Source organism: Rathayibacter sp. AY1C4 (genome assembly GCF_002932195.1).
Classification (GTDB): Bacteria; Actinomycetota; Actinomycetes; order Actinomycetales; family Microbacteriaceae; genus Rathayibacter.
The window spans coordinates 1-12,238 of record NZ_PSWE01000009.1; the positions used below are offsets into that span (position 1 = coordinate 1).

Sequence of the window (12,238 nt, forward strand, 5' to 3'; positions counted from 1 at the left end):
GGGCGGGGCTGCGTCGCGTTCGCCAGGTCGACCAGGGTCTGGATGGTCGGGGTGCGGGCGGCTGGGGCCGGTCGCTCGGACGGGATCGGCGGTTCGGCTCGGGAGCGAGGCGACCGCGGATCGTCGTGCGGTCTCGGGCTGAGAGCAGGTGCGGTGGACGGGTTCCGAGGCGCGCAGGAGGGGCGGCGGCTGGGAAGGTGCGGCGAGCGGACGAGGGGTCCCGCGGCGCGCGTACGATGGGGCGCGTGCCAGCAGTGAATCTGGGTCTTCCCAAGGTCCCCATGACCCTCGCCCCCCGCCGCAAGTCCCGCCAGATCAAGGTGGGCAAGGTGCTCGTGGGCGGTGACGCGCAGGTCAGCGTCCAGTCGATGTGCACCACACCGACGACGAACATCAACGCGACCCTCCAGCAGATCGCCGAGCTCACCGCGTCCGGCTGCGACATCGTCCGCGTCGCGGTGCCGAGCCGCGACGACGCGGAGGCGCTGCCGATCATCGCCAAGAAGAGCCAGATCCCGGTCATCGCCGACATCCACTTCCAGCCCAACTACGTTTACGCCGCGATCGACGCCGGCTGCGCCGCGGTCCGCGTGAACCCCGGCAACATCCGCAAGTTCGACGACCAGGTCGGCAAGATCGCCGCCGCCGCGAAGGCCGCCGGCGTCTCGATCCGCATCGGCGTCAACGCCGGCTCGCTCGAGCCGAGCATCCTGCAGAAGTACGGCAAGCCCACCCCCGAGGCCCTCGTCGAGAGCGCCGTCTGGGAGGCCAGCCTCTTCGAGGAGCACGACTTCCACGACTTCAAGATCTCGGTCAAGCACAACGACCCCGTCGTCATGGTGAAGGCCTACCGCCAGCTCGCCGAGCGCGGCGACTGGCCCCTCCACCTCGGCGTCACCGAGGCCGGCCCCGAATTCCAGGGGACCATCAAGTCCGCCACCGCCTTCGGCATCCTCCTCGGCGAGGGCATCGGCGACACCATCCGCGTGTCCCTCTCGGCCCCGCCCGCGCAGGAGGTCAAGGTCGGCCTGCAGATCCTCCAGTCGCTGAACCTCCGCGAGCGCAAGCTCGAGATCGTCTCCTGCCCCAGCTGCGGCCGCGCGCAGGTCGACGTCTACACGCTCGCCAACGACGTCACCGCCGGCCTCGAGGGCATGAGCGTCCCGCTGCGCGTCGCCGTCATGGGCTGCGTCGTCAACGGACCCGGCGAGGCCCGCGAGGCCGACCTGGGCGTCGCCTCCGGCAACGGCAAGGGCCAGATCTTCGTCAAGGGCGAGGTCATCAAGACCGTCCCCGAGGCCGAGATCGTCCAGACCCTCATCGAGGAGGCCAACCGCCTGGCCGCCGAGATGCCGGCCGACGACACCTCGACCGGAGCCCCGGTCGTCACCGTCGGCGCGAACTGACGGCGCGGGGCGGATCGACGTGGTCCGCCCCGCACTGCGCCTCGCGCTCGTGGTCGTCGCCGCCGCGCTCCTCGCCTCCGGTGTCGCCGCGCTCCGCAGCGGCCCGTCCTCCGAGGCCGGCGAATGCATCGACAGCCGCAGCCCGCAGGACCCCTTCGGCTGCGACCGCTGGGTGCTGACCGCGGCCGAAGGGGAGACCCCGTACACGGCCTGGGTCGAGGACGCCCGCGTCCGCCTCCGCTCCGAGAGCGTCGGGGGTGCGCCGACCCTGGTCGTCGGCACGGGCTGCCTCGTGGTCAGCGCCGCCTACCGGATCGACGACGGCGTGCTGGTCCCCGGCGACGAGGTGACCGGATCCGACAGCTGCTCCGACACGCCGAGCCCCGAGGCCATCCGGCTCCGGGCGCTCCTCTCCGGCCCGATGACGATCGGCGGCACCCCCGACGACGTGCTGCTGGACGGCACGGGCGGAGCGGTCGTCTTCTCGCGGATCCCCGACTGAGGCTCCCGGCGCCCTCGCGAGCCGGGGGAGCGCAGCGGATAGGATCGTCCCTCGTGGTCACCCGTCTCTCGCATCTGTTCGTCCGCACGCTCCGGGAGGATCCCGCCGACGCCGAGGTCGCGGGCCACCGCCTCCTCGTCCGCGCGGGCTACATCCGCCGTCAGGCGCCCGGCGTCTTCGCCTGGCTGCCGCTGGGCCTGCGCGTCAAGCGCCGCATCGAGCGGATCATCCACGAGGAGATGGAGGCGGCCGGCGCCCAGGAGGTGCACTTCCCCGCGCTCCTGCCCCGCGAGCCCTACGAGCTCTCGGGCCGCTGGACCGAGTACGGCGACGGCGTGTTCCGCCTGAAGGACCGCAAGGACGCCGACTACATGCTGGCTCCCACGCACGAGGAGTTCTTCACACTGCTCGTGAAGGACCTCTACTCCTCCTACAAGGACCTGCCCCTGTCGATCTACCAGATCCAGGACAAGTACCGGGACGAGGCGCGGCCCCGCGCGGGCCTCCTGCGCGGCCGCGAGTTCACGATGAAGGACGCGTACTCCTTCGACTACACCGACGCCGGCCTCGACGCGAGCTACCAGCGCCAGCGCGACGCCTACGAGCGGATCTTCGCCCGTCTGGGCCTGGAGTACGTGATCGTGCAGGCCGACGCCGGAGCGATGGGCGGCTCCCGGAGCGAGGAGTTCCTGCACCCCACCCCCGTCGGCGAGGACACCTTCGTCCGGTCGGCGGGAGGGTACGCGGCGAACGTCGAGGCGTACCGCACGCCCGTCCCCGCGGCGCTGCCCGTCGAGGGCCTGCCCGAGGCGCGCGTCTTCGACTCGCCCGACACCCCGACCATCCAGACCCTGGTCGACCTGGCGAACGCGACGCAGCCCCGCCCCGACGGCCGCGCCTGGACCGCCGCCGACACCCTGAAGAACGTCGTCCTCGCGCTCACCGCGCTCGACGGCACCCGCGAGCTCGTGATCGTCGGCCTGCCCGGCGACCGCGACGTCGACCTCAAGCGCGCCGAGGTGGCGTTCGCCCCGGCCGAGGTCGAGGCCGCCACGGCGGAGGACTTCGCGAAGCACCCCGGACTGGTCAAGGGCTACATCGGACCCTGGTCGGCCGAGGGAGCCGTCCTGGGCGAGGAGTCGGCGACCGGCGTCCGCTACCTGCTCGACCCGCGCGTGGTCGACGGCACCGCCTGGATCACCGGGGCCAACGTCTCCGGGCAGCACGTCCTCGACCTGGTCGCCGGCCGCGACTTCCACGGCGACGCCACCGTCGAGGTCGCGGACGTCCGCACCGGCGACGAGGCGCCCGACGGCTCGGGCCCGATCGAGACCGCCCGCGGCATGGAGATCGGCCACGTCTTCCAGCTCGGCCGCAAGTACGCCGACGTCCTCGGGCTGAAGGTGCTCGACGAGAACGGGAAGCTCGTCACCGTCACGATGGGCTCCTACGGCATCGGCGTGACCCGCATCCTCGCCATCATCGCCGAGGCCACCCACGACGACCGAGGACTGCTCTGGCCCGCGAACGTCGCGCCGTTCGACGTGCACGTCATCGCGACCGGCAAGGACGCGGCGGCTCTCGAGCTCGCCGAGTCGGTCGGCGCCTCCCTCGAGGCCGCCGGCCGCGACGTGCTGATCGACGACCGCCCGAAGGTCTCGCCCGGCGTCAAGTTCGGCGACGCCGAGCTGATCGGGGTGCCCGTGATCGTCATCGCGGGCCGAGGAGCGGCCGACGGGATCGTCGAGCTGTGGGACCGCCGGTCCGGCGAGCGCGAGCAGCTCCCGGTCGCCGAGGCGCTCGCCAGGCTGGGCGCCTAGACCCGACACGCCGAGGCGCTCGCCCGGCTGGGCGCCTAGACCCGACACGCCGAGGGCCCCGCCACCGCTTCCCGCGGCAGGCGGGGTCCTCCGTGCCTCGGCGGGATCCGCGGGTGGAACCCCGGGCCGCGTCGGGTACCCTTGAGGGCTGATCCGGGTGAGAGCCCGGCAGGCGAACGACCGCGGTCACCACCGCGGCATCCAAGTGAATAGAGAGAAAGGCCCGCCCGTGGACATCGACCTGAGCGTTCTGCGACTCATGGAGCGCGAGCGCGAGATTCCCTTCGAGGAACTCGTGCAGATCATCGAGCAGGCGATCCTGACCGCCTACCTCAAGCACATCGGCCAGGCCGACGACGCCGACAAGGCCACCGCCGTCGACGCGCGAGTGCACCTCGACCGCAAGACCGGTCACGTCTCGGTCTTCGTGCCCGAGCTCGACGAGGAGGGCGCCGTCGTGGGCGAGGCCGAGGACTCCCCGCGCGACTTCGGCCGCATCGCCGCCTTCGCCGCGAAGCAGGTCATCAACCAGCGCCTGCGCGACATCGCCGACGAGCACGTGCTCGGCGAGTTCAAGGGCCGCGAGGGCGACATCGTCGCCGGCGTCATCCAGCAGGGCCCCAACCCGCGGATGATCCACGTCGACCTCGGCTCCATCGAGGCGATCCTCTCGCCCGAGGAGCAGGTGCCCGGCGAGGACTACAGCCACGGACGCCGCATCCGCGTCTACGTCACGAGCGTCGGCCGCGGACCCAAGGGCCCGTCGGTCCAGGTGTCCCGCACCCACCCGTCGCTGGTGCGCAAGCTGTTCGCCCTCGAGGTCCCCGAGATCGCGTCCGGCGTTGTGGAGATCGTCTCCCTCGCCCGCGAGGCGGGCCACCGCACCAAGATCGCGGTGCGCGCGACCGAGCCCGGCGTGAACGCCAAGGGCGCCTGCATCGGCGAGCTCGGCCAGCGCGTGCGCGCGGTGACCGCCGAGCTCAACAACGAGAAGATCGACATCGTCGACTACTCCTCCGACCTGCCGACCTTCGTCGCCAGCGCGCTCTCGCCCGCCAAGGTGACCAGCGCGTTCGTGATCGACCAGAGCCTCAAGGCCGTCCGGGCGCTCGTCCCCGACTACCAGCTCTCGCTCGCCATCGGCAAGGAGGGCCAGAACGCCCGCCTCGCCGCCAAGCTGACCGGCGCGAAGATCGACATCCAGCCCGATTCGGTGATGGACGGGGAGTGATCCCCGAGCATCGGCCGTGCGGGGGAGCGGTCCTGGAGGGGAGGGAGTAGAGTGGAAGCCGTCAGAACGTGCGTCGGCTGCCGTCTGCGCGCCCCCCGGGCCTCTCTTCTGAGGCTGGTCCTCCACTCGAACGTCCTCGCGGTAGACCCGCGTGCCGTCCGTCCTGGTCGGGGAGCGTGGCTCCACGACACTGCCGACTGCTACGAGCTCGCGGTCAAGCGCCGCGCGTTCGGAAGAGCGTTCCGGACACGCGAGAGCGTGGACGCGAGCGAGCTGGAGCAGTACATCGCACGATCCGACCGGCTCGGCCCCTCGACCGGAGGGGCCGGAGCAGCGCACGATCACACCATAGAGAACAGGCAGAACGGCCCGTGAACTGATCATGAGCGAAGACTGATGAGCGGCTCGAAATGAGACCCGTCCGTTCGTGACGCCTGCCCCCGTCTTGGGTGCAGGCCCAAGACAGGAGAGAAGTGGCAAAACCACGCGTACACGAGATCGCATCCGAACTGGGTGTCGATAGCAAGGTCGCACTTGCGAAGTTGAAGGAGCTCGGCGAGTTCGTCAAGGGCCCGTCCTCGAGCATCGAACCCCCGGTGGCGCGCAAGCTCCGCCAGGCCCTCCAGGGCCAGGGCGGTTCCTCCGCGGGAGCGTCGGCGACCCCGGCCGCCCCCGCCGCCGGCGCCCGTCCCGGGGCCCCGCGCCCCTCCGGCGCGCGTCCGTCCGCGCCCACGCCCGGACCGGCCAAGCCGCCCGCTCCGGCGCCGGCACCGCCGATGTCGGTCGCCGAGCGCCAGGCCCAGGCTCAGGCCGCCCAGGAGGCCGCGGCCGCTCAGCGCGCTCAGGCAGCCAAGGACGCGCCCGCCGAGGCCGCCGCTCCGGCTCCGACCGAGGCCCCCGCGGCTCCGGCCGCCGCCGAGAAGCCGGCGTCCGGCGCGACCCCCGGCGGACCCAAGCCCGTCACCCCGCGTCCGGCTCCCGCCGCGAACACCCCGCGCCCCGGCGGCGCCTCGGGCGGCTCCAACCGCCCCGGCGGCACCCCGCGCCCGGGCAACAACCCGTTCGCCAGCAACCAGGGCATGGGACAGCGTCCCGCCGCCCCGCGCCCCGGCAACAACCCCTTCGCCAGCTCGCAGGGCATGGGATCGCGTCCGACCCCGGGCAACATCCCCCGCCCCGCTGCTCCGCCGCCGGGTCCGCCGGGACGCTGGCCGAAGCCGGCGGCGGAGCAGGACGTCCCGGCGGTGCCGGTCGTCCGGCCGGCGGCGGCTTCCAGCGCCCCGGCGGCGCTCCCGGTGCCGGTGGCGGCTTCGCCCCGCGTCCCGGTGGCGGTGGCGGTCGCGGTCGCGGCCCCGGCGGTGGAACCGCAGGAGCCTTCGGTCGCGGTGGCGGCAAGAGCAAGGCCCGGAAGTCCAAGCGCACGAAGCGTCAGGAGTTCGAGCTCAGGGAGGCCCCGTCGCTCGGCGGCGTCAGCGTCCCCCGCGGCGACGGCAGGACGGTCATCCGTCTGCGCCGCGGCGCGTCGATCTCGGACTTCGCCGACAAGATCGAGGCCATGACCGGCGTGCCGGTGCCCCCCGGCAACCTGGTCACCGTCCTCTTCGCCCTCGGCGAGATGGCGACGGCCACCGAGTCGCTCGACGAGGCCACCTTCGAGGTGCTCGGCTCCGAGCTCGGCTTCAAGATCCAGGTCGTCTCGCCCGAGGACGAGGACAAGGAGCTCCTCGAGGGCTTCGGTCTCGACCTCGAGCAGGAGCTCGACGACGAGACGGACGAGGACCTCGAGATCCGTCCCCCCGTCGTCACCGTCATGGGTCACGTCGACCACGGAAAGACGCGCCTGCTCGACGCGATCCGCAACGCCAACGTCGTCGCCGGCGAGGCGGGCGGCATCACGCAGCACATCGGTGCGTACCAGGTCGTCGCGGAGCACGAGGGCATCGAGCGCCCGATCACCTTCATCGACACCCCGGGTCACGAGGCGTTCACCGCCATGCGAGCCCGCGGTGCCCAGGTCACGGACATCGCGATCCTCGTGGTCGCGGCGGACGACGGCATCATGCCGCAGACCATCGAGGCGCTGAACCACGCCCAGGCGGCCAACGTGCCGATCGTGGTCGCGGTGAACAAGGTGGACAAGCCCGACGCCAACCCGGCCAAGGTGCGCCAGCAGCTCACCGAGTTCGGGCTCGTCGCCGAGGAGTACGGCGGAGACGTCATGTTCGTCGACGTGTCGGCTCGCGCGGGCACCGGCATCCAGGACCTCCTGGACGCCGTGCTGCTCACCGCGGACGCCGGTCTCGACCTGCGCGCCAACCCCAACAAGGAGGCGCGCGGAGTCGCGATCGAGGCGAAGCTCGACAAGGGACGCGGTGCGGTCGCGACCGTGCTCATCCAGTCGGGAACGCTGCGCGTCGGAGACGCGATCGTCGCCGGAACGGCCTACGGCCGCGTCCGTGCGATGGCGGACGAGAACGGCAACGCCGTCCTCGAAGCCGTGCCGTCGCGTCCGGTGCAGGTGCAGGGACTCTCGTCCGTGCCCCGCGCCGGCGACACCTTCCTCGTCACCGAGGAGGACCGCACGGCCCGTCAGATCGCCGAGAAGCGCGAAGCCGCTCAGCGCAACGCCCTGCTGGCCAAGGCCCGCAAGCGCATCTCGCTCGAGGACTTCACCCGTGCTCTCGAGGAGGGCAAGGTCGAGTCGCTCAACCTCATCATCAAGGGCGACGTGTCCGGTGCCGTCGAGGCGCTGGAGGAGTCGCTCGTCAAGATCGAGGTCGACGACTCGGTGCAGCTGCGCATCATCCACCGCGGTGTCGGTGCGATCACGGAGTCGGACGTCAACCTCGCGACGATCGACAACGCGATCATCGTGGGCTTCAACGTCCGCCCCGACCCGAAGGCCCGCGAGCGCGCTGCTCGAGAAGGAGTGGACATCCGCTTCTACTCGGTCATCTACAACGCGATCGAAGAGGTCGAGAACTCGCTCACGGGCATGCTCAAGCCCGAGTTCGAGGAGGTCCAGTCCGGTGTCGCCGAGATCCGCGAGGTGTTCCGCTCCTCCAAGTTCGGCAACATCGCGGGTGTCATCGTCCGCTCCGGCACGATCACCCGCAACTCGAAGGCGCGCGTCATCCGTGACGGCGTCGTGGTCGGGGACAACCTGGCCATCGAGTCGCTGCGTCGCTTCAAGGACGACGTCACGGAGGTCCGTACGGACTACGAGGCCGGTATCGGACTCGGAAAGTACAACGACATCCAGATCGGCGACGAGATCGAGACGATCGAGATGAAGGAGAAGCCGCGAGGCTGATCCGCTCCACTGGAAGGCCCGGGTCCGCCCGGGCCTTCCGGCGTCTCACGGCGCTGTTCGTGCGGGATCGGGAGGGGACTCTCGTCCTCTCGCGCCCTGCGGGAGGAATCGGGGGCCGCCCGTGTCCCGGAGGTGCGCACCCTCCAGCGTGCGCTTCCGCACCTCCGGGCGTGGGAGGCCGGCCCCGATCAGACGTTCTTGCAGCGGTGACTGCGCCCGCTGAGCGAGCAGCGAGCCTGCGGGCGACGTCCGGCTCCCGATCCAGCACCTGAGCCTTCCCGCCCCCCCCGATCCCCGAGGATCAGGGAGCCGCGAGGAGGCACCCCACCCGCGCCGTCGCAGACGCGCCCCACCCGCGCCGTCGCAGACGCGCGGTCGAGGGGCATCACGCCCCAGAAGCAAGGCCCCCTCGGACGCGACCGGTCGTCCGGGCGGAGAGTGGTTGAATGGCGAGCTGAACGGTTCGCCGAGAGAGATGTGAGGACCAGCCATGGCAGATCCGGCCCGGGCGAGGAAGCTCGCCGAACGTATCCAGGTGATCGTCGCGAAGCGGCTCGAGCGCGGTCTCCGCGACCCGCGCCTCGGCTTCGTCACCATCACCGATGTCCAGGTGACCGGCGACCTGCAGCACGCCTCGGTGTTCTACACGGTCTACGGCACCGATGAGGAGCGCGCCGATTCGGCCGCGGCCCTCAAGGCCGCCACCGGAATGCTCCGCACCGAGGTGGGCAGGAACATCACGTCCCGGCTCACGCCGTCGCTCGAGTTCATCCTCGACGCGGTGCCCGAGAACGCGAAGCACATCGAGGATCTGCTCGCCGCCGCGCGCAGCCAGGACTCGCAGGTGCAGTCGCTCGCCGCTCAGGCGGACTACGCCGGCGAGGCCGACCCCTATGTGAAGCCCCGCGAGGACGACGAGGACTAGGCGCCGAGCCCGAACACCGCGGAGCCCGTGGCGACGTCGACCGATTCCAGGACGACGACGACACGGGATCCCGGCGTGAGCGGGGCCGGGACGTCGACGGTGATCTCCGGGTCGAGCAGCTGGACCGAGGAGCGGGTGCGCGTCGAGGAGACGACGATCCCGCTGAAGGAGGCTCCTTCGCGGCCGCGGAGGACGGCGGCCTCGACGATCGCGGTCGCCGCACGGGAGGCGGCTCCGGCCCGGCGGTCGCTCGCGGCGAGGAGCGGCGGGAGCAGGGGCAGCGCCTCGCGCAGCTGCGACGGGATCGTTCCGCCGCGGGACACCGCGAGGCAGACGGCGAGGCCGAACCGGTCGACCAGGCGCCGCAGCGGCGCGGTGACGTGCGCGTACGGCGCGGCGAGAGCCGCCTGCTCGGGATGCTCCGGCGGGGCGCCGTCGAAGGCGGTGTAGCCGGCGCCGCGGAACAGGCTCGCCGCGGCGTACATGATGGCGAGCTGGGCGGGGTCGGCGGTGTCGAGGCGGCGCAGGTAGGCGCCGTAGGCCTCCTCCTCGGGCCACGGGACGCCGAGCGCCGCGGCTCGGGAGCGGAAGGCCGCGACGGTGGCGGGGTCGGCCTCGGGCATGGTCCGGAGGATGCCCACCCCCGCGTCGAGCATCATCGTCGCCGCCGCCATACCGGTCAGCAGCGAGACCTGGGCGTTCCAGCCCTCGACGGCCAGGGGAGCGCGGCGCTCGACCCGGTAGCCGCCGTCGGCGGCGACGATCTCCTCCTCGGGCAGCGTCAGGCTCGCTCCTCCACGCTCGGCCTCGCGCGCCAGGCGCTCGCGTCCGAACCAGGGGAGGAGGGCGAGGGAGGGGTGCGGATCGCCCGCGTCGACGCTGCGCTGCACGCCCTCGTAGTCGAGCCGGGCCACGCTGCGGACGAGCGCCCGCTCGAGGTGCACCGAGCGCGGCTCCGCCCGCTCGTCGAGGGTCAGCGTCCAGACCAGCGCTCGGCGCGTCTCGTCCGGCAGGAGCGACGCGGTCCCCTCGGAGAGGACCGCGGGGTGCAGCGGGACGCGGCCGTCCGGGAGGTAGTAGGTCTGGCCGCGGCGGCGCGTCTCGGCGTCGAGCGCTCCGCCGGTGCGGACGACCGCGGGCACGTCCGCGATGGCGTAGCGGAGGACGACGCCCTCCGACGTGCGCTCCAGGTGGAGGGCCTGGTCCAGGTCGAGCGAGCCGGGCGGGTCGATCGTCACGAAGGGGAGGTCCGTCCGGTCGACGCGGTCCTCGTCGTCCGCTCCGGCGTCCGCGTGCTCGGCCTCGGCCAGCGCGGCCGGCGGGAACGGGCCGGGCAGGTCGTTCTCGACGCGGACCGCGGCGAGGGCGCGCTGGACGTCCAGGGCGAGGTCGACGTCGAGGGCGCGCTCGACGGCGGCGTCGGGGCGGGGGAGGCGGAGGCGGCGACCGGTCACGGCGCCGACCCTACCCGCCTCCTCCGACGCGGACGGCGGTCGACGGGCCCTCAGGAGCCGGGGAGGAGGTAGCCGTCCTCCGGGCCGCCCGTCGCCAGGCCGTCGGCGAGGAGCCCGGCCAGGGCGCGACCGCGCTGGTCGGCGTCCGGCCAGAGAGACTCCACCTCGGCCGCGGTGACCGGGCCGTGCGCGGCGCGCAGCTCGGCGAGGATGAGGCCGCGGACCTGGCGGTCCGAGCCCTCGAACCGCTTCTGCTTCGCCTTCACGGGCCCGGTGTGCTCGGGGTACCCCTCCGCCCGCCAGCGGCAGAGGTCGCGGATCGGGCACTCGTCGCAGCGCGGAGCGCGGGCGGTGCAGACGATCGCCCCCAGCTCCATCGCGCCCGCGTTGAAGGCCGCCGCCTCGGAGAGCGACTCGGGCAGCAGCGCCGACATCGCGGCGAGGTCGGCCCTCGCGCGGGCCGGGCCGGGCTCCGCCGCTCCGTCGACCGCGCGCGCGAGGACCCGGCGGACGTTGGTGTCGACCACGGGGTGCCGCCTCCCGTAGGCGAACACGGCGATGGCGCGGGCGGTGTAGTCGCCGATGCCGGGCAGCGCGAGGAGGGTCTCGACGTCGTCGGGGACCACGTCGCCGTGCTCCTCGGCGATCGCCACGGCACAGGCGTGCAGGCGCAGGGCCCGCCGCGGATAGCCCAGGGACTGCCAGGCGCGCACCGCCTCGCCGGGAGGGACGGCGGCGAGAGCGGAGGGTGTCGGCCAGCGCTCCAGCCACTCCGCCAGACGCGGGACGACGCGGACCACCGGGGTCTGCTGCAGCATGAACTCGCTGACGAGCGTGCCCCAGGCGGGGAAGCCCTCGCGGCGCCACGGCAGGTCGCGGGCGCTCGTGCGGAACCAGGCGGTGATCGCGTCGGCGAGAGAGTCGGAGGGCATCAGCCCACACTAGGCGGCGGCGCGTATCGTGGGCGGATGACCAGGTGGGCTCCGCAGAAGGCCGATGTGCTCGACGCTCTCGCGGCGGAGGTGCTGCACAACTACGGGCGCGGACGGGTCAAGGTCGGGATCGACGGCGACGACCCCGCGGTGAGCGCGGCGTTCGCGCTCGACCTCGCGGCGGCGCTCCGCCGGGCCGGCAAGGACGCGATCGTCGCGCACCTCGCCGACTTCCGACGTCCCCGCGCCGATCGGGACGACCCCGCCGTGCCCGACGAGCAGCGCTCCTACGCGGCCGGGTACGACTACGAGCTCCTGCGCCGCGTGCTGCTCGATCCGTTCACCCTCGGCGGCAGCACCGGGTTCGTGCTCGCGGGCTTCGACGCGGTGCGCGACGAGGCGCGGCAGGCGCGCTGGCGGACCGCCGGCCGCGACGCGGTGCTGCTCGTCGACGGCGAGTTCGCCCTCCGGCCGGAGCTGCGCGGCGCGTGGAGCACCAGCATCCGCCTCGACACGCAGGAGCCGCCGGTGGACGCGGCGTACCGCGCCACGACGGATCCGCGCCGGCTGGCGGGGATCCTCGTCGACATCCGCGATCCGGAGCAGCCCCGGCGCCTCTTCGCCGACTCCTGCTGAGCCTCGGGACGGAGGCCGC

At 72.8% G+C, this 12,238-nt stretch carries 9 protein-coding genes and 1 pseudogene; 8 read left to right on the top strand and 2 right to left on the bottom strand.

The features are described 5' to 3' along the window. Positions 1-245: 245 nt before the first annotated feature. From ispG to rbfA, 7 genes and pseudogenes are all read left to right on the top strand, one after another. On the top strand, positions 246-1,406 hold the full coding sequence (ispG, locus tag C5C99_RS06225; protein WP_173244694.1) for a flavodoxin-dependent (E)-4-hydroxy-3-methylbut-2-enyl-diphosphate synthase: 1,161 nt from the start codon (positions 246-248) through the stop codon (positions 1,404-1,406). A gap of 19 nt (positions 1,407-1,425) precedes the next feature. Further along, on the top strand, positions 1,426-1,908 hold the full coding sequence (locus C5C99_RS06230; protein WP_104339798.1) for a hypothetical protein: 483 nt from the start codon (positions 1,426-1,428) through the stop codon (positions 1,906-1,908). 53 nt (positions 1,909-1,961) lie between these two features. Continuing rightward, a complete protein-coding gene (locus C5C99_RS06235; RefSeq protein WP_104225179.1) occupies positions 1,962-3,728 on the top strand; it encodes a proline--tRNA ligase in 1,767 nt (588 codons plus the stop codon). A gap of 229 nt (positions 3,729-3,957) precedes the next feature. Beyond that, entirely contained in the window at positions 3,958-4,959 is a 1,002-nt protein-coding gene (gene nusA, locus C5C99_RS06240; protein WP_104225180.1) for a transcription termination factor NusA, read from the top strand. A gap of 51 nt (positions 4,960-5,010) precedes the next feature. Next, complete coding sequence (locus tag C5C99_RS06245; RefSeq protein ID WP_104225593.1) at positions 5,011-5,334, top strand: YlxR family protein; 324 nt, start codon at positions 5,011-5,013, stop codon at positions 5,332-5,334. A 98-nt stretch (positions 5,335-5,432) separates the two neighbouring features. Beyond that, positions 5,433-8,272 (top strand): annotated as a pseudogene (infB, locus tag C5C99_RS06250) (translation initiation factor IF-2). A 490-nt stretch (positions 8,273-8,762) separates the two neighbouring features. Next, positions 8,763-9,197: a 30S ribosome-binding factor RbfA gene (gene rbfA / locus C5C99_RS06255; RefSeq protein WP_104223052.1), complete on the top strand. Its 435-nt coding sequence runs from the start codon at positions 8,763-8,765 to the stop codon at positions 9,195-9,197. On the opposite strand, the gene C5C99_RS06260 is transcribed toward rbfA, so the two are convergent. Together C5C99_RS06260 and C5C99_RS06265 are read right to left on the bottom strand one after the other, a co-directional pair. Next, entirely contained in the window at positions 9,194-10,651 is a 1,458-nt protein-coding gene (locus C5C99_RS06260; protein WP_258063650.1) for a ribonuclease catalytic domain-containing protein, read from the bottom strand. The two genes, rbfA and C5C99_RS06260, sit on opposite strands and share 4 nt — an antisense overlap. A gap of 50 nt (positions 10,652-10,701) precedes the next feature. Continuing rightward, entirely contained in the window at positions 10,702-11,583 is an 882-nt protein-coding gene (locus tag C5C99_RS06265; protein WP_104339799.1) for an A/G-specific adenine glycosylase, read from the bottom strand. A gap of 36 nt (positions 11,584-11,619) precedes the next feature. Here C5C99_RS06265 and C5C99_RS06270 point away from each other — a divergent pair, with 36 nt between their 5' ends. After that, positions 11,620-12,219, top strand: coding sequence for a hypothetical protein (locus C5C99_RS06270; protein ID WP_146085184.1), 600 nt, complete (start codon positions 11,620-11,622; stop codon positions 12,217-12,219). Positions 12,220-12,238: the final 19 nt, after the last annotated feature.